The sequence below is a fragment of the Acinetobacter sp. ANC 5600 genome (assembly GCF_002018395.1).
In the GTDB taxonomy this organism is placed as follows: Bacteria; Pseudomonadota; Gammaproteobacteria; order Pseudomonadales; family Moraxellaceae; genus Acinetobacter; species Acinetobacter amyesii.
Map to the genome: position 1 here is coordinate 239812 of NZ_MVKW01000003.1, position 24180 is coordinate 263991.

General features: G+C 40.7%; 20 protein-coding genes. 6 read left to right on the top strand and 14 right to left on the bottom strand.

Going from position 1 to position 24180, the window contains the following annotated elements; translation table 11 throughout:
- Nucleotides 1-126: 126 nt before the first annotated feature.
- The 5 genes from rng to B1201_RS08010 are packed head-to-tail and all read right to left on the bottom strand — an operon-like array spanning nucleotide 127 to nucleotide 4576.
- A complete protein-coding gene (gene rng / locus B1201_RS07990; protein ID WP_078189981.1) occupies nucleotides 127-1581 on the bottom strand; it encodes a ribonuclease G in 1455 nt (484 codons plus the stop codon).
- 42 nt (nucleotides 1582-1623) lie between these two features.
- Nucleotides 1624-2190: a Maf-like protein gene (locus B1201_RS07995; RefSeq protein ID WP_078193056.1), complete on the bottom strand. Its 567-nt coding sequence runs from the start codon at nucleotides 2188-2190 to the stop codon at nucleotides 1624-1626.
- Entirely contained in the window at nucleotides 2178-2669 is a 492-nt protein-coding gene (mreD, locus tag B1201_RS08000; protein WP_078193057.1) for a rod shape-determining protein MreD, read from the bottom strand. The genes B1201_RS07995 and mreD overlap by 13 nt, the downstream gene beginning before the upstream one ends.
- Entirely contained in the window at nucleotides 2656-3513 is an 858-nt protein-coding gene (gene mreC / locus B1201_RS08005) for a rod shape-determining protein MreC (RefSeq protein ID WP_078193058.1), read from the bottom strand. The genes mreD and mreC overlap by 14 nt, the downstream gene beginning before the upstream one ends.
- 16 nt (nucleotides 3514-3529) lie before the next feature.
- The gene (locus B1201_RS08010) at nucleotides 3530-4576 is read right to left on the bottom strand and encodes a rod shape-determining protein (protein WP_078193300.1); all 1047 of its coding nucleotides are present in this window, start codon (nucleotides 4574-4576) and stop codon (nucleotides 3530-3532) included.
- 133 nt (nucleotides 4577-4709) lie between these two features.
- On the opposite strand from B1201_RS08010, the gene gatC reads away from it, so the two are divergent.
- From gatC to gatB, 3 genes are read left to right on the top strand one after another with little or no spacing between them, the layout of a single operon-like run.
- Nucleotides 4710-5024, top strand: coding sequence for an Asp-tRNA(Asn)/Glu-tRNA(Gln) amidotransferase subunit GatC (gatC, locus tag B1201_RS08015; RefSeq protein ID WP_078189985.1), 315 nt, complete (start codon nucleotides 4710-4712; stop codon nucleotides 5022-5024).
- A 51-nt stretch (nucleotides 5025-5075) separates the two neighbouring features.
- On the top strand, nucleotides 5076-6554 hold the full coding sequence (gene gatA, locus B1201_RS08020) for an Asp-tRNA(Asn)/Glu-tRNA(Gln) amidotransferase subunit GatA (RefSeq protein ID WP_078193059.1): 1479 nt from the start codon (nucleotides 5076-5078) through the stop codon (nucleotides 6552-6554).
- Complete coding sequence (gene gatB, locus B1201_RS08025; RefSeq protein ID WP_078193060.1) at nucleotides 6554-8029, top strand: Asp-tRNA(Asn)/Glu-tRNA(Gln) amidotransferase subunit GatB; 1476 nt, start codon at nucleotides 6554-6556, stop codon at nucleotides 8027-8029. The genes gatA and gatB overlap by 1 nt, the downstream gene beginning before the upstream one ends.
- A 27-nt stretch (nucleotides 8030-8056) precedes the next feature.
- On the opposite strand, the gene B1201_RS08030 is transcribed toward gatB, so the two are convergent.
- On the bottom strand, nucleotides 8057-8914 hold the full coding sequence (locus B1201_RS08030; protein ID WP_078193061.1) for a GIY-YIG nuclease family protein: 858 nt from the start codon (nucleotides 8912-8914) through the stop codon (nucleotides 8057-8059).
- Nucleotides 8915-9144: 230 nt separating this feature from the next.
- Here B1201_RS08030 and B1201_RS08035 point away from each other — a divergent pair, with 230 nt between their 5' ends.
- Together B1201_RS08035 and B1201_RS08040 are read left to right on the top strand one after the other, a co-directional pair.
- Nucleotides 9145-9675, top strand: coding sequence for a hypothetical protein (locus tag B1201_RS08035; RefSeq protein WP_228144766.1), 531 nt, complete (start codon nucleotides 9145-9147; stop codon nucleotides 9673-9675).
- A 347-nt stretch (nucleotides 9676-10022) separates the two neighbouring features.
- Nucleotides 10023-10601: a DJ-1/PfpI family protein gene (locus B1201_RS08040; protein ID WP_078193062.1), complete on the top strand. Its 579-nt coding sequence runs from the start codon at nucleotides 10023-10025 to the stop codon at nucleotides 10599-10601.
- A 108-nt stretch (nucleotides 10602-10709) separates the two neighbouring features.
- Here B1201_RS08040 and B1201_RS08045 read toward each other — a convergent pair whose 3' ends face one another.
- From B1201_RS08045 to sbmA, 5 genes are all read right to left on the bottom strand, one after another.
- Nucleotides 10710-11156 (bottom strand): hypothetical protein, encoded by a 447-nt coding sequence (locus tag B1201_RS08045; RefSeq protein ID WP_227591924.1) that lies wholly within the window; start codon nucleotides 11154-11156, stop codon nucleotides 10710-10712.
- Between the two features lie 147 nt (nucleotides 11157-11303).
- On the bottom strand, nucleotides 11304-12098 hold the full coding sequence (locus B1201_RS08050; protein ID WP_078193064.1) for a hypothetical protein: 795 nt from the start codon (nucleotides 12096-12098) through the stop codon (nucleotides 11304-11306).
- 145 nt (nucleotides 12099-12243) lie between these two features.
- Nucleotides 12244-13233 (bottom strand): hypothetical protein, encoded by a 990-nt coding sequence (locus B1201_RS08055; protein ID WP_143221680.1) that lies wholly within the window; start codon nucleotides 13231-13233, stop codon nucleotides 12244-12246.
- Nucleotides 13234-13483: 250 nt separating this feature from the next.
- Nucleotides 13484-18436 carry a BapA/Bap/LapF family large adhesin gene (locus tag B1201_RS16785; RefSeq protein ID WP_143221681.1) on the bottom strand — a complete coding sequence of 1651 codons (4953 nt, stop codon included), beginning with the start codon at nucleotides 18434-18436 and terminating at the stop codon, nucleotides 13484-13486.
- A gap of 499 nt (nucleotides 18437-18935) precedes the next feature.
- The gene (gene sbmA / locus B1201_RS08065; protein WP_078193066.1) at nucleotides 18936-20132 is read right to left on the bottom strand and encodes a peptide antibiotic transporter SbmA; all 1197 of its coding nucleotides are present in this window, start codon (nucleotides 20130-20132) and stop codon (nucleotides 18936-18938) included.
- Between the two features lie 459 nt (nucleotides 20133-20591).
- Between sbmA and B1201_RS08070 the strand changes: the two genes are divergently transcribed.
- A complete protein-coding gene (locus B1201_RS08070; RefSeq protein WP_078193067.1) occupies nucleotides 20592-20786 on the top strand; it encodes a hypothetical protein in 195 nt (64 codons plus the stop codon).
- Nucleotides 20787-21080: 294 nt separating this feature from the next.
- On the opposite strand, the gene B1201_RS08075 is transcribed toward B1201_RS08070, so the two are convergent.
- Genes B1201_RS08075 through B1201_RS08085 form a run of 3 tightly spaced genes read right to left on the bottom strand, consistent with a single transcriptional unit; the run spans nucleotide 21081 to nucleotide 24139 of the window.
- A complete protein-coding gene (locus B1201_RS08075; protein WP_078193068.1) occupies nucleotides 21081-22133 on the bottom strand; it encodes an AbrB family transcriptional regulator in 1053 nt (350 codons plus the stop codon).
- Between the two features lie 46 nt (nucleotides 22134-22179).
- Nucleotides 22180-23679 carry a tripartite tricarboxylate transporter permease gene (locus B1201_RS08080; protein ID WP_078193069.1) on the bottom strand — a complete coding sequence of 500 codons (1500 nt, stop codon included), beginning with the start codon at nucleotides 23677-23679 and terminating at the stop codon, nucleotides 22180-22182.
- 13 nt (nucleotides 23680-23692) lie between these two features.
- Nucleotides 23693-24139, bottom strand: a complete 447-nt coding sequence (locus B1201_RS08085; protein ID WP_143221682.1) for a tripartite tricarboxylate transporter TctB family protein — start codon at nucleotides 24137-24139, stop codon at nucleotides 23693-23695.
- Nucleotides 24140-24180 lie beyond the last annotated feature (41 nt).

Consider the following 24180-nt stretch of genomic DNA (forward strand, 5'->3'; position numbering starts at 1 on the left):
CTAAGCCATTTTCAAGTTCATTACGGGAAAATGGCTTTGGCTATTTGATGTGTCTAGTATTCAAAATAACAGTTCAAAAGTAAAATCTCAGTTGTAACAAGTGTTTAACGATATTCTGTTACAATTTCAGCTCAGAATGATATCGTATTGCTCTTGCGTATATAAATTTTCCACTTGGAACTTGATCACACGGCTAATAAAGTGCTCTAAATCAGCTACCGCAGGTGCTTCAGCAGTTAACAATCGGTCAATCACCGACGGATGTGCCACCACAGTGAAACCACTTTGTGATTCATAAGCACGTGCATATCTCAAGATTTCACGGAAAATTTCATAGCAAACTGTTTCAGCCGTTTTCACATAACCACGCCCCTGACAGGTCGGGCAAGAATCACAAAGGAGATGCTCCAGAGATTCACGGGTGCGTTTACGCGTCATTTCCACCAAACCCAGCTCAGACACTTGAGTGATCTTTGTTTTTGCATGATCGCGCTCAAGCATTTTCTCAAACTGGCTCATCACTTCTTCACGATGATGTGCTTCTTGCATATCAATAAAGTCAATAATGATAATCCCGCCCAAGTTACGTAGACGGAGCTGACGTGCAATGACCTGTGTGGCTTCCATATTGGTTTTAAATACAGTGTCTTCAAGTGAACGACCACCAACATAGGAGCCAGTATTGACATCAATCGTGGTCATTGCTTCAGTTTGATCGATCATCAGATAACCGCCAGACTTAAGTGCTACACGTGTCTGTAAGGCTTTCTGAATATCTTCTTCGACATTGTACAAGTCAAAAATTGGACGCTCACCCGGATAATGCAGTAAGCGATTTTGCATACTCGGTACAAATTCTTGAACAAATTCTTGCAATTTACCATGCACTTCACGTGAGTCGACCTGAATTTTAGACGTATCTTCATTGGCCAAATCACGGATGACGCGTTGCGGTAAAGGTAGCTCTTCAAAAATCAATGAAGGCACAACAATACTGCGTTGTTTACGTTGAATGTATTCCCACAGTTTTGCTAAATAAGCCATGTCCTGCGCAATTTCACATTCAGGAATACCTTCGGCGGCAGTACGAACGATGACTGAACCCGGTAAGTTGTGTTCCTTTTGAATGCGTTCAATCATGCTACGCAAGCGATCACGTTCTTCTTCAGACTCAATGCGCTGTGAAACACCGGTATGACTGCCATATGGCATTAAAACGAGGTAACGGGAAGGAATAGAAAGATCAGTAGAAAGTCGTGCACCTTTGGTACCCAACATATCTTTCATGACTTGTACGGTGAGCACTTGTCCCGGTTGTAACAGCTCAAAAACGTTCGGGGTCGGTTGATTACGCTGCCAGACCATATCATTGATATGTAAAAAAGCCGTTCTCGACAATCCAATATCAATAAAAGCAGCCTGCATACCCGGAAGCACGCGAACAACTTTCCCTTTATAAATATTGCCCACTAACCCACGCTTCACGGTGCGCTCAACAAATAATTCATTGACCGTACCGTTTTGAATCAACGCCACCCGACATTCCATCGGTGTGACGTTAATCAACAACTCGTCAGACATATCAAAACTCAAAACATTATAAAAATTCTTGTGTTGCAGCAGTTAATTTAATGCCTTAACTGTCTGTAATAACTGTACGGTTTCATGCAAAGGCAGCCCAACTACATTGCTGTAGCTCCCTTCAATACAAGGAATATAGCGCGCAGCAATTCCTTGAATAGCATAGGCTCCCGCCTTGCCAATTGGTTCACCTGTTGCCCAATAGCTTTCCATGTCAGTTAGACTCAGCGTTTGAAATTCAACCTGTGTACGCACTACTATACTGTATATTTGATCTTTTGTACTGACACAAACACCTGAAAACACGTCATGTTTTCTCCCAGAGATCATTTCCCACATAGAAAAAGCATGTGCTTTCGATGCTGGCTTTCCTAAAATGTGCTCATCTACGCCTAAACTGGTATCGGCGGCAATAACGATAGCATCAGGGAATTGTTGTTGTACTGCGCAAGCTTTAGCACGTGCTAAACGCTCTACATAATCCGCCACAGGTTCTCCTTCCAACACGGACTCATCAATATCTGGACTGAAAATTTCAAATTCCAGACCTAATTGTTGCAAAAGTTCGCGTCGTCGAGGAGAACTCGAAGCTAAAATTATATGCGCCATTTTCTCAGGAAGTAATACATGATTGGCCAAATGAGTAAGCTAGTTACAATTGGCTGCCAATGGCGAGCAAACGAAAACTGTGCCCCACCCATCACTTGAACAATCCACACAAACAGTAAATGCGCGAAAATTGCCATTGCAGCAATAATCCATAAATTACCAAATGTGAGAATACGACGTTCACGGGTCAAAAAGCGTGTCACAAATGCAATGACCACAAAACTCAGTGCGTTCATGCCAAATGGCGCATCAGTCAATAAGTCGGTAAATAGACCTGTGGCAAATGCAAACCAAACACCGCACCATGTCGGCTGACAGAGTACCCAAAATAGCATGATCATCATCATGAATAATGGGCGCCAACCCGATAGGTCATAAGAAAGCGGATACACCATCAGCACGGATGCCAAAATGATGGAAATAATAATCGGAAATAATGGGTCGCGCTCTGTATGACGACTAAGCTTAGCGAGTGACATGCGGTTGCTCCATCGCTAAAGAATCGGAAAATAGCACAACCACATGATGACCACCTGCCAATTGGGCAGCAGGATTGATATCAATTTGGGCAAATTCACCACTATTGTGACGACTGACTTTCGACACGGTACCCACCAAATATCCTGCTGGGAAATGTGCCCCTAGACCTGAGCTATAGACTTTTTCACCGACTTTGATATTCGCACTGGTTGGAACATATTCCATCTTAAGTCGACCTAAGTCACCTGTACCCGTAACGATTGCGCGCATACCGGTATGCTCCATCCGCACGGATAAAGAGTGCTCTTTGTCTGAGAGCAACATGACACGGCTACTATGCGGGTAAACATTGATAATTTGCCCCATAATACCCTTGTCATCGAGTACAGTTTGTCCCACTTTAAGCTGACTGCTGGCTCCACGGTTAATCACAATAATATGACGTAAGGGATTAGCATCGGTACCAATGACTTCAGCAATCTCCATACGGCCATCAATAATGAGTGGTGTATCGAGCAGTCCACGCAGTCGAGTATTTTCAGCAGAAAGTTCAGAAAGTTTCTGTAAACGGACTTGAGCCTGAATTAACTCTGCTTGCATCGCGGTATTTTCACGACGTAATTGAGCTTCAGACTTGGTTTGTTGATTCAGCCATTCTCGCGATAACACTGGATAGCTTGCAAGTGCATAAATTGGATTATATGCCGCATACAAGACGTCTCTGGCCGGTTGAATTACATGCGGCATGCGCCAATCAAAGAAAAGCACCACCAAGCATGTAATCACCGCAATGATAAATGAGCGAAAAGATGGCGGTTGTCTTGAAAACAGTTGCGTTTGCACCCGCCGAGTCCTTTTCTTAGCCTACAAATAACATGTCATGATTAGGGTTATCGAAGAATTCGAGAACCTTACCGCCACCACGTGTAACACATGATAGTGGATCTTCTGCAACCACGACAGGAAGACCCGTTTCTTTTGCAAGAAGCTTATCAAGATTGCGAAGTAATGCACCGCCACCAGTCAACACAATACCGCGTTCTGCGATGTCTGAAGACAACTCAGGTGGCGTTTGCTCTAGTGCAGATTTAACCGCAGACACAATGTTTTGTAGTGGATCAGAAATCGCTTGAGTAACTTCGTCAGAAGTTACGGTAATCGCACGAGGTACACCTTCAGCCAAGTTACGACCACGGACTTCGATTTCCAAAGGTTTTGCACCTTCTTCTGGAAGCGCCATACCAACTTCTTTTTTGATGTTTTCTGCAGTGGTTTCACCAATCACACAACCATGTGCTTTACGCACGTAATTAATGATTTGTTCATCAAATACATCACCACCGATACGTAGTGAGTCTGCATAGACACAACCTTGAAGTGAAATGATCGCGATTTCAGTTGTACCACCACCAACATCGACAACCATCGAACCACAAGCTTGCTCAACAGGCATACCTGCACCAATTGCAGCAGCCATTGGCTCTTCAATTAAGCGAACTTCACGTGCACCTGCATTGTATACAGCTTCACGGATTGCACGGCGTTCCACCAACGTCGATTTACATGGCACACACACCACGACACGCGGTGCAGGTGGGAACAAACGTTTTTCGTGCACTTTGCCAATGAATTGATTCAACATCGTTTCAGTGACTTCAAAATCTGCAATCACACCATCTTTCATTGGGCGAATCGCAGAAATATTTGCAGGTGTACGACCTAGCATTTGCTTCGCGTCAAGACCTACTGCGGCAACGATTTTTTGTGAACCACTGTGGCGAATTGCCACCACCGTCGGTTCATTTAATATAATGCCTCGTCCTGGCGCATAGATAAGTGTATTTGCAGTGCCTAAATCAATGGCAAGATCCGGCGAAAACAAGCCAATTAGTCGTTTTAGAATCACGGGGACGTTCTCAGTTAAACTTTTATATGGACGCAAGGTGGCAACTTTAACTAAATGTGATGATTTGAACAAGTCAATCGCTTATTATAAGCCACGATATTTTGAATTTTTTTAATACTGATTAGGTAATGTTATGTCTACATCGGATGCACAGCATTCTGCAGATCTAAATGCACAAACAGTTTCAGCGATTGCCCATCTGGCTCGATTGTCGCTAGATGAAGCGCAATCTGCTGACTATGCTCAAAGTTTAAATAAAATTTTAGGCATGATGGAAACCCTGAAAGGCATCGATACTGACGGTGTTGAACCACTAAAAAGTCCATTCGACAATCCACAGCCCTTACGTGAAGACGTGGTATCTGAGACCAATCATCGCGAAGCATATCAAGCAGTTGCTCCTGCCGTACAGGATGGCTTGTACCTTGTTCCGCGTGTGATTGAATAATTTTTATTCAGATCAACATTTTTTCAAATTAAACGTAAAGAAATATTTCTCATGACAGATTTACATCGCTTATCAATTCGTGAATTGTCTGAAGGTTTGGCTGGCGCTAAATTTTCTTCACGCGAATTGACTGAACACTATTTAAAACGCATTGAAAAAATCGATGCTCAAGTCAAGTCATACGTGACCGTGACAGCTGAACAAGCACTTGCGCAAGCAGATGCAGCTGATTCTGCAATTAAAGCAGGCAATGCAACTGCGTTGACCGGTGTACCAATTGCACATAAAGATATTTTCTGTACCCAAGGCATTAAAACCACGGCTGGTTCTAAAATGCTGGACAATTTTATCTCTCCTTACGACGCGACCGTTGTAGCGAAAGGTAAAGCTGCGGGCCTTGTCACTTTAGGTAAAGTGAACATGGATGAATTCGCCATGGGTTCGACCTCTGAAAATTCATTTTATGGCGCGACTGCGAACCCGTGGAACTTAAACCATGTTCCCGGTGGTTCTTCAGGCGGTTCTGCTGCTGCGGTAGCGGCTGATCTTGCTCCGTTCGCAACAGGTACAGATACAGGCGGTTCAATCCGTCAGCCGGCGTCTTTTTGTGGTTTGACTGGTCTTAAACCGACTTACGGCCGTGTATCGCGCTTCGGTATGATCGCGTATGCATCATCTTTAGACCAAGGTGGCCCAATGGCACGTTCTGCTGAAGATTGTGCTTACCTCATGAACGTGATGGCAGGTCATGACGCGAAAGATTCAACTTCGGTTGAAAAAGACGTAGACAACTATGTTGCTAACCTAAACGGCACTTCTGTAAAAGGCTTACGCATCGGTATTCCGAAACAGTACTTTAATGTTGCTGGTTTAAATGCAGATGTGAAAGCACGTGTTGAAGAATCGTTGAAAAAGCTTGAAGAAATGGGCGCAATCTTGGTTGAGATTGACCTGAACATGACTGAAAGCTACGTACCAACGTATTACTTGATCGCACCTGCTGAAGCATCGTCTAACTTATCTCGTTTCGACGGTGTACGTTATGGTTACCGCTGTGAAAATCCTGTGGACTTAATGGACTTGTACAAACGTTCACGTTCAGAAGGTTTTGGTAAAGAAGTTCAACAACGTATTTTGATTGGTACTTACGCGCTTTCTGCGGGTTACTACGATGCTTATTATGTGAAAGCACAAAAAGTACGTCGTTTAATTCAACAAGATTTCTTAAAAGCATTTGAATCTGTAGACGTGATTGCTGCTCCTGCTGCACCAACGACTGCATATAAAATTGGTGCAAACCTGTCTCCTGTAGAAATGTACTTAGGCGACATCTACACCATCGCAGTGAACTTGGCAGGTCTGCCTGCGATTAACGCGCCTGTTGGTTTTGACAAAGACAACTTGCCTGTTGGCTTACAGCTGATTGGTAACTACTGGTCAGAATCTCAATTGTTGTCTGTGGTGCATCAGTACCAACAAGCAACCGATTGGCATACACAACGCGCTGCGATTGCTGAGGAGAATGCATAATGGCTAAGAACGCTGCTAAACCAAAATCTAACCTAATTGATGGTTGGGAAGTGGTGATTGGTATCGAGATTCACACTCAGCTTGCAACCAATACCAAAATTTTCTCAGGTTCATCTACTACATTTGGTCAATACCCAAATACACAAGCGAGCCTTGTAGATTTGGCAATGCCGGGCGTATTGCCAGTATTGAACAAAGAAGTGGTTGATCTAGCAATTCGCTTTGGTTTGGGTATCGATGCGTACATCGACCAAGCTTCTGTATTTGCACGTAAAAACTATTTCTATCCTGACTCGCCAAAAGGCTACCAAATCAGCCAAATGGACAACCCGATTGTGGGCTTGGGTCATATCGACATTCAACTTGAAGATGGTACGGTTAAGCGCATTGGCGTAACCCGTGCTCACCTTGAGGAAGATGCAGGTAAATCGATCCATGACCAATTTGAAGGTCAGTCTGGTATCGATTTAAACCGTGCAGGTACACCTTTACTTGAGATTGTCTCTGAACCGGATATGCGTTCGGTTGAAGAAGCAGTTGCCTACATTAAAGCGATTCACACTTTAGTGCGTTGGTTAGGCATTTCTGACGGTAACATGGCAGAAGGTTCGTTCCGTGCGGACTGTAACGTGTCACTTCGTCGTCCGGGCCAACCATTTGGTACGCGTTGTGAGTTGAAAAACTTGAACTCTTTCCGTTTCATTGAACAAGCGATCAATGTTGAAATTGAACGTCAAATGGAAATCTTGGAATGGGATGGCACCATCGACCAAGAAACACGTTTGTTCGACCCTGTGAAGATGGAAACGCGTTCTATGCGTTCAAAAGAAGAAGCGAACGATTACCGCTACTTCCCTGACCCTGACTTGTTGCCTGTGATCATTGCAGACGAGCAAATCGAAGCGATTAAAGCGACCATGCCTGAGCTTCCTGCTGCACGTCGTGCGCGTTTCGTGGCTGACTTTGGTGTGACTGAGTACGATGCGCACGTTCTTACGCTGACTCGTGAAATGTCAGAGTTTTATGAAGAAGTCGTAAAAGCTGCTGGCGGTGCTTCACAAGGTAAAGTGTCTGCTAACTGGGTGATGGGTGAATTCTCTGGTGCTTTAAACAAAGCAGGCCTAGAGCTTCATGACTCTCCTGTATCTGCTGAAAAACTTGGCGGTATGATCGCACGTATTGTGGACAACACCATTAACGGTAAGATTGCGAAACAAGTATTTGGCTTTATGTGGGAAGAAGGCAAAACTGCGGACGAAATTATTGCGGAAAAAGGCTTGAAACAGGAAACTGATACAGGCGCAATTGAAGCGATTATTAAGGAAGTTCTTGCTGCTAACGAGAAGATGGTTGAAGAGTATAAATCTGGTAAAGAGAAAGCTTTCAACGGTTTAGTTGGTCAAGTGATGAAAGCTGCGAAAGGTAAAGCTAACCCTGCGCAAGTCAATGAATTGATGAAGAAATTGATTGGTTAATCTGATCTTTTTAAAAGAAAACCCGCTTTAGAGCGGGTTTTTTTTATACCAAGAGGGAAAATAAATTGGTATATCCTCAATACTTCCTTTAGATTTTTGCGGTAATTTTGATAAAATTGGTTGTACCATTTCGATCCAAATTTCACGGAATGCTATAGGTATATATCGCCCTTTCTCTAAATCTAAAGGATTAGTTATTACCATTTGAAATGTTTTTTCATCAAAGCTGCTTGTATTCCAAGTGGAAAGATTAAACCCTCCTATACTCGTGTGACTACAAAAACTATATGAAAGTAGATCCCAAATCTTTTTAATCAAATTTTCAAATTGTTTTTCAGTCAAATTTTCATTAAGCTTCATTCTTAAAAAATATTCACCATTAACCAAATCATATTGAAAAATCATTCTCTCTTCGTATTTTTTTATAAATATTAATAATTTTGTTAGTTTAAATAGCTTTTTCACAGTATTTTCAAATGTTAAAAACATCTCATTATTAGTATGTTTTAACTTATCTTTCTTAAAATTTCTCTTTTTCTCGAATACTGTTAACTTCTCTTTAAAAACAACACCTTTTTTGATATTATAATCAGTTGAATTATTAAAAAAATGAATTATATCTTTCAAAATATCAATTTCAAAAAACTCTGTAGCACCATCTCCTTTACCTACTTTTTTATTAAATTTTGAGAATAAGATGTGTAAACTTTTTTCATATTTATAAACCTCTCCTGATGGTAAACTAACACAGTATGAATTATTTAAATCAGCATTACCCCAACACCTCCTTAATGATTGATATCTATTTTCGATATCATCAGCTTTTCCAATTTTTATCGCATTCACTTGAGGAAAATTGAGAAAATAAAGATTAGAATTGAGCATTAATTACAGCCATAACTTAAAAATATTATTAAAATTTTCGCATAAATTTATTTTAAGACCACCTATATACGACACAAATTGTCGTGCAAATAAGTTCTTTTAATACTTTGAGCTTAAACTTTACATTTAAATACAATGATTAATACCAAAAACAAAATGACCATCAAAAAAGTATCCTCTCTCGCCAAACTCGAAGACTTAGGTCGCGTTCAACTGTCAAAGTCTTTTTTATGCGTGATTTCCTCTATAGCGAAATCGCCAATTGGTACGGTGTACCTAACATCCCCGACCATCCTGAAAAAGCAATCTACACAGGTACACAACTATGCGAGCAACTGCTCGAACCATTACAAGAAAAGTTTGGACGAACTGCGATTTGTTCAGCATATCGCTCACCAAGCGTCAACCAACTTGGCAACGAAAAAGGACATAACTGCGCGAGTAATGAAAAAAACTTTGCGAGTCATATTTGGGACTACCCCGATGCAAATGGTTACGGTGCAACGGCATGTATCGTCATTCCATCATTTTTAAAACTTTATGAAAAAGACCAAAGCAATTGGCAACAACTCGCCTATTGGATTCATAACCATCTGAACTATAGCCATTTGCAATTTTTCCCAAAACTCTGTGCTTTTAACATTGGTTGGCATGAACAACCTGCACACGAAATTTATAGCTATATTCAGCCTAAAGGCTATTTATTGAGGGGTGAAACGGTGAATCCAGTATTTGAAAAGTTTTATCCTGATCTGCTGTGATTTATCCCTCTCCCAATGGGAGAGGGAGCTTTCAAAATGAATAAATACTTAAACGATTTTTTAGATATCCCCCCTCTCCTTTTAGGAGATAAGCAGCAGTGCTGCGCAAGGGAGAGGTAAATATTTAACTTTTTAAAACTTTGTGAAAAACACTAAAGTCATTAATAATTGATAACAGCTAGCCTACTAGACTCATCATAATTTGAACTATAACCATCCATAACTTTTTATAAATCTAAATAAAAATATACAACTAAAGAATTTACAGCCTGCTTAAAACTGTCATTCCAATATGCTAAGGTAAATGAAAAATTGATATAAATCATATTTCAACAGAGGGTTACATCATGTCAAAACAAATTCTTATGCTCGTGGGCGACTATGCTGAAGACTACGAAACAATGGTACCTTTTCAATTTTTAGTTGGTCTTGGTTATACTGTTCATGCCGTTTGCCCTGACAAAAAAGCCGGTGACAACATTGCCACAGCGATTCATGATTTTGAAGGTGAACAAACCTATAGCGAAAAACGCGGTCATAACTTTGCCATTAACTATGACTTTGATGCAGTTAACTCAGATAACTATGTCGGCTTAGTGATTCCGGGTGGTCGTGCACCTGAATATTTACGTATGAATGCACGTGTGATTGAAATCGTACGCGAATTTGACGCAGCGAAAAAACCGATTGCAGCGGTTTGTCATGGTGCGCAAATTTTGGCAGCAGCCAATGTACTGAAAGGCCGTACATGTTCCGCTTATCCTGCATGTGCCGCCGAAGTTAAACTGGCTGGCGGTCAGTATGCAGATATTGCAGTCACGGATGCAGTGACCGACGGTCATTTAGTTACTGCTCCTGCTTGGCCTGCTCACCCTGCGTGGATGGCGCAATTTGTTAAAGCATTAGGCGCGACGATTACCATTTAATGCTTGAGTCAGCAAACTAAAACGCATTGGATCATCATCCATTTAGGGTGAATCCATAAAAAATGCTCCTTGTATAAAAGGAGCATTTTTTATTTACTCAAAATAAAATTAACGAACCACACCTAACTTATTCCAAATTTCTGGGGTTAAAAATTTGGTCACCAATTTATTCAAATCGACATAACGCAGTACGCCTTGTAATTGTTGTTTAATTTCAGGCGTCTTTAATATTTCATCCCCCGTGATACTACCAAGCTCTTGAAAACTTTCGCCTACAGCCTGTAGACCGTCGGCTTTAATTACAGCCTGCGTTTGCGTAGAACATTGCTCCACCAAAATTCGCTGCATCACTTGAGCCAGATTTTTATCGAGTTGCGTTTTTTGCGCATCACTGACATTACTGTATTGTTTTAAATCTGGATGCGCTGCCAAGGCAGAAAAGGTCCATTGCAGCACCGCTGTTTTATCCGCAGCAGTGGTCGATTTCACTAAACATTGACTGAGCTGATCGACCGTCGGACTCGCCAAACTCACTTGCGTCGTCCCAAGCATCATGAGCGTCAATAAAGCCAAACCTGCTGGTCGTGAAAAACGTAGATGTAATTTTTTAGATAAACCGTAAGCCATAGACCAAACTCCCAAAACTTGAGTCACCTTTGTATCATGAAGTGCTGTATTTGCTGTTTGGTCTATGTAACTCAACTATTCATTTTTGCTAGTCGGTGCATAGATGAGAGGATGAATCGTTGGCCTTCTATTCCAATACCAGTAAAAATGTCCATTGGTATCGAGCAAACTATGGGTGGTCAATGTCGATTTATTGCTATCCCCTCGCCAACATGCAAGTGCTGCATTACGGTTATTATGTAGGTCAATAAACTCGGGATTTAAATATTTTGGTTTCGCTGGAATATATAAAGCATCTCCGGGATTGACCCATAAATCTGCCAAGTAAATCTTGCCTAGATTAGGAAAATATCGTCCTACTGAGATGACCAGAGGCAATTGATCCTGATCTGTCGCGCTAAAAATATGCGGAAAGTCATGATGTTCTAAATCAGTAATGACAAATGGCGTTAAAGTTTTACAGCCATTTAAATTTGATGTTGCATTTTCATAAGGCAAATAATGCCCTGCCATCATGCCGTATTCATAATGAATTTCTGACAGTCGTTTTTGATTTGAATGAATCTGAATCGCTTCACCTGCATGGACTAGGGTGATACCAAAAGCTGCCGCGGTTTCTTTGGTTGCCACCAATGGCATAAACTCGAAGTGTTGCCCTTCAAAATCAAGCTCCGTTTGCTCCCCCCAATTGGTAATTTTAGTCGAAATTTCAGAAGGAACCTCGTAGCCATTTCCCATCGTCATTTTCGCATTGGTGGCCGACTCGGTAATTAAATGAATCCCTGACCCAAATGATGCTAAATATGTTGGATGCCCACGATCATTCAAAAAGAACGGTGTTTGCTCGATATTGACTGTAATTTCTGTCAATTCTCGGTCAAATAATGGTGTATTAAAATAAGTTTCATTTACTTAAATCATTGTTTTTCCTTATTATTTTTAAAACTTTACTTGAGTACATCATTAGATCAGGATAAAAGCCTATTTCCCCAAATGGCTTTTATCCTGTTGAAGTTTATTTCATACGATTCAACATATTTTTTGCCCCTGCATGGTTATAGTTGGTCGCTAAGTTTTGTAAGATGCCTTTTGCTCTTGCATTGGCGTTTGGATAACTTTTGCTATATGCAGGCACTGAGGTTAAGCATTTTGCAACGAGCATACCTGATTCAGCATAGGCTCTATTGGCATTTGCACCATTTAATTTGCCATAGCTATAAGCGCGCTGTGCATTATTACAAGCGGTGACTTGATTTTTTCCGGCATTCAGGTCACGTCGTGCATTCACATATAAGCGCATTTGTATCTGTTGCGATGTTTCTGCAACTGGTTTCACTACAGGTTTTTTTTCAGGCTCTTTGGCTTTGGTTTCTTTTTTAGTCTCTACTTCTTTTTTAGTCTCTACTTCTTTTTTTGCTTCATCTTTCGCATTGCTTTTTGTTGTCGTTGCTTTTGCTTTGCTTGGTGTGGCTTTTTTAGCTACAGTTTCTTCTTGTTTATTATAGTTTTTGCGACGTTCTTCGGGTCCAATAATTGCTGTATACAAACTCACTAAGCGGGTTTCAGAACGGTCATTCGATTTACGCTCTGAAACGGGTTCAATAGCAACCATCCAACGTTGTCCATCTGCCTGACTACACTGAAACACACCTGTGCTCTGTTTTATACTGCTATAGGTCGCTAATAATTTACGACTCCATGCATTTTTGACTTGGTTCAAATTGCTTTTATTCAGTTGAATAAATTTGCCATTTTTGGCTTGGCAGTAACTGCTCATATTTTGCTTGGGTATGAGCGATTCTGCTTCCATATTTTTCTTTTGTGGTCCCCAATCATAGACGTATTCTTTCGCCTTGCCATTTGAGCTATTTAGCCCTTTTTGATTGATCACTTCTTGTGGTGATGCATAATGATTAAATGAATTTGGGTTTAAACTCTGCATGGTGGTACAACCATGTAATGCAAATCCAATACTCCCCACCCATAAAATTGCCTTTAAATTCACAGCAAAAATCTCAAAAAATTCACCTCTAAAAAATAGCGTAATTTAGTATCTTTCACAATTTTATAATCTTGATTTTATTTATTATTTTTATAGCCTTAATCACTAAAATCGCATACGTATGAGATGTATACACATGTTGTTCATTTTAATTTGATGAGTTTCACATTTTATTTGGATCTAGTGGTGTTTATGTAGAAAATAAAAAAGAGCCTCCGAGGAGGCTCTTTAATTAAGAGCTTAATTTTATTAATTAATAAATGAGATGATTTCCTTTTATGAGCTCTTCAAGGGTCGATGCTTCATTAATAGTCAATAAATCAACTTTACTATTGTACGTTGTACCAGCACCATCGCGGTCAATAGAAATAGTCGAAACGCCATTGCTAGTTGTAACGCTCACATAACTAGCAATGTTGGCTGCAGTCGCGCCGGAGAGTAATGAACTAATATCAATGACATCACCTTGCGATTTACTGAAATCACTCCAAGTATCGTGGCCATTACCACCCAGAGCATCTGTCGAATTCAATACATTAAATATCAATGTATCTTGACCTGTGCCTAAGGTGAATGTTTCTGCTCCACCCTGCGATACAGCAACATCATCTCCAGCCGTCCCACCTGTAGGATTTCCAATAAGTACAGACTCTTTACCAAGTGTAATGCTTAGAGTAGAACTTGCACTTGAACCATCTAGAGTCTCCACTTTATAAGTAAAGACATCTACCTTACCTAAGTCACTAATCTTACCATTTGCAAGGTAACTATAAGAACCGTCTGCATTGATTGTCAGTGTCCCATAGCTTCCGACAATTTGAGTTTCAGTTCCTACATTATAGCCAGCTGGTTCAGTTGTACCCGCTACAACTCCGAGTTTGAAACTGGAAGAATACAAGGTATCCGCACCAGCACTATCTGTACCTGTAATCACATTACCAGTAACCGCAGCTGCAGTATAAGTTGGCGCTTTAATATCTAAATTAATATTATTCACACCAAATTGTTTACCAACCGTAGCATCCCATGTGTATGTCAAGCTACCATCACTGCCAGAAACTTTTAATGAATACGTCGCATCAGATGTTCCGGTATTGGTGACTTTATAGTAATGAACGGTACCATTTTGAGCCGCATTGCTAGTCCAAGTCGCCAGAGTACCGCCAATTAAAACACCGTTTTGAGATAACGTAACCGTAGTTGTGTAGTTAGTGGTTTGATTATTAGTAACAAACGTACCAAAGTCCTGCGTTACATTGGCTGGAACAACTGTTGTAAACGCAATATACGCAGTTTGACCCGCAGCTACTGTGAATGTGCCGCTATCATCAGGAAGCGTTTGTGCAAGACCAGTACCTTGCGCAGTTGTCTGGATCGAACCTGCAGCATCACCCGCTCCATTTACAACTTTATTGTATTGATTAGCAAGTGTTGCTGCTGTCCCATCCACATCTGCGACCAGAACATTTGTAGCTTTCGTTGCCTCTTGTGCTCCAGTTTTTCCAGTCCAATCTAGATTCACTAGAGTCGAATCCAAACGAATATAAATATTTGCTACAGAACTATGTCCATCTCCATCCGCAATTGTATAACTAAATGTATCCACTTTACCTAATGCTGTTCCATCCGCAGTCATTTGATAGCTATATGTACCATCCGAATTAATCGTTAATGTGCCATATTGCCCCTCAATTACTGTAGGTGTTCCAGCAACTACACCTTGGTTGTCAGCACCATGTGTAACTGTGGTTACTTTGACATCAAGACCAACTGGGTTAATCACATCATTATCAAATACATTGCCTGTTACTGGGTCAGTATTGTTAATGGTTGCGATAACTGTGCCATTTGCATCCAAGTTCAATGAACCAAGTACATTCAACGATAATAGTTGCGTTAAAAGATTATTCTTTTCAGAACCATTTGGAGCAAGGACAAAACTATAATTACCAGCCTCGTTTAATGTAACAGCTGCACTGCCACTAGCAGTAAATGTAAGTAAGGCGTTATTTAATGTGTACACATTTTCAAGGACATTATAAACTTCATACTTACCCGCCCCATTGTCTTTTAATATCACGAGATCCATCGTGCCGTTAACACTTCCACCAGCCAGAAGGGCATCAACAAGTGCCCCCAATGCTCCTGCTGTTAGACCTGTTGATCCTGATGCCGTCAACGTAAAATTAAGTGTTTCATTGTTTGCAACTGTAATTTTTGGATTTGTTGAAGTGCTTAAATCAAGACTAATTATACCTCCAAGCACACCTGCATTCGCTAATGTGAAAATACTTCCTTCGATATCAGCTCTGCTCTCTGTTGTGCTTAACTCATAGTTTGTTGAATTTTGATCGTCATCTGCAGTGATATTATGAGTCACCGCTGGAATCACGATATCCGTTAACGCATCAATTCGTGTTTGGAAATCAGCTGCTTCTGTTGGGAAGTCGGCAACAATGCCATCTACCGCTGCTTGCGCTGCAGCTTTCGCCGCTTGAGCATCCGCTAAGTCTTGCGTTAAGGCATCCACTTCTGCTTGGCTGATTGAGTTATCCGCTTGCGCTGCCGTCAAGGCATCCGCCGCATCCTGATACGCTTGCTCTGCCGCTGCTACCAAGTCTTCTACCGCTGCAATTTCTGTTGCATCGTCAACACCGTTGTTGTTGCTGTCCGTCACCGCTGGAATCACGATATCCGTTAACGCATCAATACGGTCTTGGAAATCAGCTGCTTCTGCTGGGAAGTCGGCAACAATGCCATCTACCGCTGCTTGCGCTGCAGCTTTCGCCGCTTGAGCATCCGCTAAGTCTTGCGTTAAGGCATCCACTTCTGCTTGGCTGATTGAGTTATCCGCTTGCGCTGCCGTCAAGGCATCCGCCGCATCCTGATACGCTTGCTCTGCCGCTGCTACCAAGTCTTCTACCGCTGCAATTTCTGTTGCATCGTCAACACCGTTGTTGTTGCTGTCCGTCACCGCTGGAATCACGATATCCGTTAAGTTATCGAGACGATCTTGTAAGTCGTCTTTATCTGTTCCTGCTGGTAAGGCATCTACCGCATTTTGTGCAAGTTCTTTGGCATCTTGCGCATCTTTCAAGGCATCTTCTAAAGCAGCTTTTTCTTCAGGTGTGATTAAGCCATCTGTATTCGCATCAGTGAGTGCATCTTCTGCTGCTTGATACGCATCTTCTGCTGCTTCAACAAGATCTGTGGCTAAATCAACTGGATTTTCTGTGCTGTCATCAACTCCGTTTTCATTGGCATCGTTGACTGCTGGAATAGTAATATCCGTCAACGCATCAATACGGTCTTGGAAGCCATCTTTGGCATCTTGTACGGCTGCAGGTGCCGACGGTAAAGCATCGACCGCATCTTGCGCTACGTCTTTGGCGTCTTGTGCCGCTTTGAGGGCTTCTTCAAGTTCAGCTTTTTCGGTTGGGGTGATTAAGCCGTTTGCATTGGCTTCTTCTAATGCATCTTCTGCGGCTTGGTACGCATCTTCTGCTGCTTTTACTGCCGCTTCGGCATCGGCAATTTGTGCATCAACTGCATCATCAACACCGTTGTTGTTGCTGTCCGTCACCGCTGGAATGGTGATATCCGTCAACGCATCAATACGGTCTTGGAAACCATCTTTGGCATCTTGTACTGCTGCAGGCGCTGATGGCAAGGCATTCACCGCGTCTTGTGCCGCATCTTTGGCATCTTGTGCCGCTTTGAGTGCATCTTCAAGTTCGGCTTTTTCGGTTGGGGTAATTAAGCCGTTTGCATTGGCTTCTTCTAATGCATCTTCTGCTGCTTGGTACGCATCTTCCGCTGCTTTCACTGCTGCTTCTGCATCAGCAATTTGCGCATCCACCGCATCATCAATGCCATTACCATCTGCATCGGTCACAGGTGGAATCACGATATCCGTTAAGGCATCAATGCGATCTTGCAGTGCATCTTTGTCCGCGCTGTCTGGCAAGGCATCCACTGCATTTTGTGCTGCATCTTTAGCATCTTGCGCATCTTTTAAGGCATCTTCTAAAGCTGCTTTTTCTTCAGGTGTGATTAAGCCATCTGCATTCGCATCAGTGAGTGCATCTTCTGCTGCTTGATACGCATCTTCTGCTGCTTCAACAAGATCTGTGGCTAAATCAACTGGATTTTCTGTGCTGTCATCGACTCCGTTTTCATTCGCATCGTTGACCGCTGGAATGGTGATATCTGTCAACGCATCAATACGATCTTGGAAGCCATCTTTGGCATCTTGTACGGCTGCAGGTGCCGACGGTAAAGCATCGACCGCATCTTGCGCTGCATCTTTGGCGTCTTGTGCCGCTTTGAGGGCTTCTTCAAGTTCAGCTTTTTCGGTTGGGGTGATTAAGCCGTTTGCATTGGCTTCTTCTAATGCATCTTCTGCGGCTTGGTACGCATCTTCTGCGGCTTTTACTGCCGCTTCTGCATCGGCAATTTGCGCATCAACGGTATCATCAATGCCATTACCATCTGCATCAGTAACAGGTGGAATGACGATATCCGTTAAGTTATCTAGGCGATCTTGTAAGTCGTCTTTTTCAGTACTGTCTTTTAATGCGTCAACAGCTTTCTGAGCAGCATCTTCAGCAGCTTTGGCATCGGCAAGTGCTTGCTCAAGCTTGGTCTTTTCTTCAGGGGTAATTAATCCATCCGCTTGTGCATCGGTCAAAGCATCCTTTGCGGCTTTATTTGCATCTTCTGCTGCTTTTACCGCTTTTTCTGCCGCATCGAGTGCTTGATTTGAGTTGCCCGAACCCGATGAACTATCTGAATCATTATTTGCCCAAGCTAAAATGCCTCCAGCAGTAACTAAAGGAAATAACCACGTCCATAAACCAACTGTTGAATCTGAATAGAGTAAAGGATTAATTTCATCGATCGGATTATAGTTAATTTCAAATAATCCAGCTTCATTTGGATTTGTTTCTAATAGATATAATTTATCATCTTCTTCTAGTACAACATTGTTTTCATTTGGATTATCTGTAAAGTAATTCTCAATTATTAGTTGCTGTCCGTCTTTCATTTTTATAATTAAAGTATTTCCACTTCTCTCCATACTTAAAACATTTTCTTTTGAAGTATGTATAACAACAACAGAAGCCTCCTTTAATGAAATATTACTCGTTTGTATGTTTTCTAAAACAGAATGATGTTCTTTTGATACAACTTGGACTTGTAACATGATAATTACCCTCTGACTTATTTATAAATATATGTTTTAAATAATTTTTTAAATCACATGCTTTATCTAGCTAATAAAAAGGCATGTGAATGGACATATAACAGTTCAGCAAAGTTAAAAAAAATATTAAAGTTTTTTTCTTTATCGCATTGTTAAGATGCTTCACGCCAAACAGAAAGAATGAATTTGCACACAAACACACACCAACACCAAAAAATGTGATTTTGTTTGCACTTCAAATGTAAAAAAAAGCAAATAAAATGTGATAAAGTTCAACAAAAATGTAATTTTTATAAATTAATCATCGATATGGATACAATATACATACGTAAAATTACCAAAATTACATAATAAGTATTTTTATTTACATTTTTTTTATAAAATCATGAAATAAGATCTAACCTCTTTAATTTATTGATTTTATTTATTTGTAATTCTCATTAATTAAAACCATAAAAAAAACCTGTAATTAATTACAGGTCATTTTTAAGATTAAAAATTAATTATTAATTGTTTTTTCGAATGCTTTTAAACGTTTGTAAATAGAAATCAGTTCAATAATGGTTGTCCACGAGGAAATCAGGTATTGGAAAGAATCACGTACACGCCCAAAGACATTTAAAATTTGCATTAATATACCGAGCGTGATTGTTCCCGCTGCAATACTTGGAAACAATACAAAGAACCCATAAATATTATCAAGCTGCATATACCAAATACGAACGAGGTTGAAATAAGCATAGTGAAAATACAGTCTAAAATAATTAAATCGGACTTTACCAAATAATTCTTTTAATGTGAGAGGGTCTGCTCGATCTGCATGATCTTCACCATAAACTAATTCTTTACGATATGCTGCTTCGACTTTTTGATTATTAAACTCCAAACCCGGTAGTTTATAACCCACAAGCATTAAAATAACCGTCCCTAATACTGCCCAAAGGACTGCCGCCCAAACCAATGCATAGGTGATTTCCCCCACGACAGGTAATTTCTTTACATGTGTTGATAAAGTTAACAACACAGGTAGAAATGCAATTAAGGTCATCACCGATTCAACCAAGCTAACCCCAAGTCCTTCTGTGGTTCTCGCAAAACGCATCGTGTCTTCTTGAATACGTTGTGAGGCACCTTCGATGGTTCTCAGTTTTTTCCAATGCGCTGTATAAAAGTCATTCATCGCGGTACGCCAACGAAAAACATAATGACTGACGAAAAACAGGTTCAATACCGCCAGTGTGACATACACCATGGCCACATAGAGAAAAGTCAGCGTCTCTGAATATAGCGTCGCCACTTCGCCCCCACCACCTGAAAGCATCTTCTGGATCAGATCATAGAATGGGTTATACCAAGCATTGATTACGACATTACATTCCACACTAAACCAAACATTAAACAGGATAAATGCGGTTCCCCACACAGACCATCGTTGCCAAGGATTATCTGATTTAATCTTCCAAAAGGCTGCAAAGAGTGCCGTTGCTACAAAAAACCAAGCATAGAACCATAAAAATTTGGGGCTCCAAAATCGGCTAATACCAATAGGCAGCTCTGCTTGATGATAATTTGCAGGTAAACCAAACATCGTCCCCCAACTATTGCCACCGCTATACCACAAGACAATATTGATCACGAACCATATAAGGAATGATCCAAAAAACCATTTTGGATTTGGAAAAAAAGATTTAAACATTGGTCCTACATTTCCCTGAATCTTTGTTTTTAGATTGAGTTGCTGATAATAAGTTTTATTTCATTAATTTTCTTGTTCAGATTGAAGATTTAACGCTGTTTAATCTGAAATTTAACAATCAAATACAAGACGACACATCTTTCGGTTAGCTTAAGGATGAAAACTGAAGTTCACCTTAAATTCATTATTGATCATGCCCTTTTGATGATCTGGTCATTGTTTGTGGAACAAAAAACACATCTTAGGACATATAATTACTGTTAAAAAGTTTGTCATATTTTAAAATTTTTTTTGATATCAACAGATTAAAAAACCATAATTTATTTAACCATTATTTAAACTTAAGTTATGGAAATCTCTAAAATATTTTCTGCGATGGAGCTCACGTCATTTACAAAACCTGTTTCTTCACCAATAATATGCTAAGTTCAATTAACAACCTATGCTTGGGGAAGTAAAATGGAAAGTGCAATTGTTGAATTACTCAAACCAATTACATTAAATAAAGAAAATTGCAGTCCTTTGGTTTTTGAAACTGGTACCGTTCTGAAAGTGATTATGCAAACGCCAGAAGGTCTTTTGGTAAGTAATGATGATAAATTTAACTTTATGATTTCATTCAAAGATAAGAATGATGTTTGGCGCGAAATTTAATTTTGACGTTAAATCTTTAAATCTTTAAATCTTCGAATTTTGCATAATAATGAAATTTAAAATTTACTGATCTAAAACGGCATTAAAATAATAAGGGACTGACGAGAGCAGTCCTGAATCAAATTGATCCCTCTTGCTCATCTTCACTTTCAAACCATCATTTAAGACCCTTTTCTCAACTATCTTTCATTAATCTCATTTTTTTCTAACTTCTACTCCACTTTATTTCAAATGCAATCTATAGAAAGTGTTCTATTTAATTCATCTGAATCAAAGATCGAATTGAGTGGACGATTAAGGCTTATCTGTTGTTTTAAAAAATATTTTTTTGCTCAATTGATAGAAATAATTGGTGGTCAATATCACAAAAATCAGGCGTGATAGTTGAAACGCAACCACGATAGGCACAGCTAATCCAAGGGCTTTTGCCATTAAAGACATTTCTGCAATGCCGCCGGGAGATAAGCCTAAAACTAAAATTTTTCCATTGGCGTGACTGATATACACCAAGAACAATGCAAACAGGATGGATAATCCTAATGCCAACAAATTTAAAATGGTCGTGATGGCGATGAATTTTTTATGGCTTTTTAAAAAGCCAAAAGGAAACTTTGTGCCTAATGACCAACCTATACATATTTGTCCAAAGGCCGTAAACCACGTCGGGAATTTTAATTCCAATGCTCCGAAAAATGAAAGAAATCCCACCATAACTAATGGTCCGAGAACCCACGCATTTAATACATTGAATTTTTGAAATATTTTCGCTATCAAACAGGCCAAAGCAAATAAAAGAAGAATTTGGACAATTCCAAAGTGATCAATGATGTGTGGGTCTAGACTCACCCAATGAATATCAAATAATGCTGCTAAAACGATTGGTACAAGCACCACAAGTGCCACGATTCTCAAACTATGCGCAGCAACAACTTTATCCACTTGCGCATGATGATGTTCTGCGATATTCACCATTTCACTGGCACTGCCGATTGCAGAAGAAAACCACGCCGTTGCCCAATCTAAACCATTGATACGATATTGTAATCCTGCGATAAGTGTTCCCAAAATCAATGACCATAAGATGCCGAGTACGATAAATATCCAATAGGCAGAAATAGCATGGACTAGCGCTGGAGTAAAATATAGTCCCAAAACCATACCAATAATGACTTGTCCCACTTTACGCCAATGCGGTGAACATGTGAGTGGTTGGCCTATACAACCAAACAATAAAGCCGCGAGTAATGGCCCGAGCAACCACGGTAAAGGGAGATGAAGTAAATTTGCGATGAGCGCACCGATCAGTGCGCATACCAATCCTTTGGCATTTAATTTTATGATTTCCATATGATCTAACAGCAATGGTCAGACTCGCTGACCATTGCTTCTCCATTTAAGCTTTTTGCTTCTTAATGAATAGATATTTACGGACGATTGGCAAGATCAACAACAGTGCTGACATGACCCATAGTCCCATACTGATGTTACTGCTCCACAGAATACTGAGCTCACCTTGAGAAATGGAGAGTGCACGTCGTAGATTTGACTCCATCAATTCACCCAGTACAAAACCAAGAATCAGAGGTGCCAATGGAAAATCAAATTTTCGAAGGATATATCCAACAATACCGAGCCCCATACAAAGCACAAGATCGAAAACAGTGCTATGAATTGCAAATACCCCAACAAAGCTGACGGTTGCAATAATAGGAATCAAAATATAACTTGGAATCGAAAGTAAACGCGCAAAGAAGCCAACTAAGGGTAAGTTCAATACCAATAAGATAATATTCCCCACCATTAAGGATGCAATCAATGCCCAAACCAGTACAGGCTGCTCTGTAAATAACTGCGGACCTGGGGTAATGTTATACATGGTCAAAGCACCCATCATGACTGCAGTTGTTCCAGAACCCGGCACACCTAAAGTCAACATTGGGACAAAAGAACCACATGCTGCTGCATTATTAGAACTTTCTGGCGCGGCCAAACCACGTAGATCACCTTTACCAAATTTACTACTGTCACCCGCCATTTTCCGTTCAGTGGTATACGCCATGGCACTCGCCACACTGGCACCCGCACCCGGTAAAATCCCTGAGAAAAACCCAATCAAGGATCCACGAATCATGGTGGCTAAAGCACTCAGAAACTCTTTGACATTAAATAATGAGCGTTTTCCTTGTTCTAAAACCACTTTGCCCATCGTGGTCCGTTCAAGCAGCAGTAAAATTTCACTGATACTAAATAAACCAATCACCACAGTTGTAAAGGCAATGCCGTCACTTAAACCCACACTATCAAATGTAAAACGATAAACACCAGTAATCGCATCCATACCCACGGTCGAAATTGCCAGACCGATCAGCGCCATGATTAACGTTTTAAATGGTTGCGTACTCACTAAACCGGTCAAGCACACAATTGCAAAAACCATCAAGGCAAAGTATTCCGCTGGTCCAAAGGAAACCGCCCATCGCGCCAAAATCGGAGCAAATAAAACAATCCCTATAAAAGCAATCGTACTACCTATAAATGAGCTAACAGATGAAAGGGATAAAGCAATACCTGCCTTACCTTGCTGAGCCAAAGGATAACCATCTAAAGTGGTCATAATTGCACCCGCATCGCCCGGCACATTCAGCAAAATTGCGGAAATTCGTCCACCATATTCACAACCGAGATAAACAGCTGCCAATAAAATTAAGGCACTATCAACGGGTAATCCTAAGGCATAGGCAAAAGGTAATAAGATGGCAACACCATTGATTGGACCCAATCCCGGCAACAGTCCGACAATCGTTCCAATAAATGCACCAATAAAAGCAATGAGTAAGTTTTGTGGTTGTAAGGCAACTTCAAAACCTGTCATTAAGAAATTAAATATGTCCATGTCGTTGTCATCCCTAACCCAAGAAGCCTAGTGGCAATGGCACATCCAAAACACGGTCAAACAGATAGTAGGTACTCATACTCAGCACCAAACCCGTAATAACAACTGGTATTGTTTTCCCGTTAAAAAGTTTCCCAACCGCGATGGTCATCAGTAGCGTTGCTGCGATAAATCCCAACCATTCGAAGCAAAGCGCATACAGTGACAATGCCAATGTACATAGAACAAGTTTGCCGATTAAATGCTTAGTCCAACCTAGTTCAACAGGCTCGAACATCATGGCTGGGCGCACGGTTAAATAAATGGCACTCACTGTAATTAAACCCATCAGTAAAATTGGAAAGGCTTTCGGTCCTACAGGATCGTAGGAAATCGGCGCTTCAAAATTGCATGCGTAAATTAATAAGAAAAAGCCGCAGACCGCAATGATGGCCGTAAGAATCCGTTCAGATTTCATCATCTATCCTCGAAAACAAAAAACTGAGTTAAAAATGCATTCAA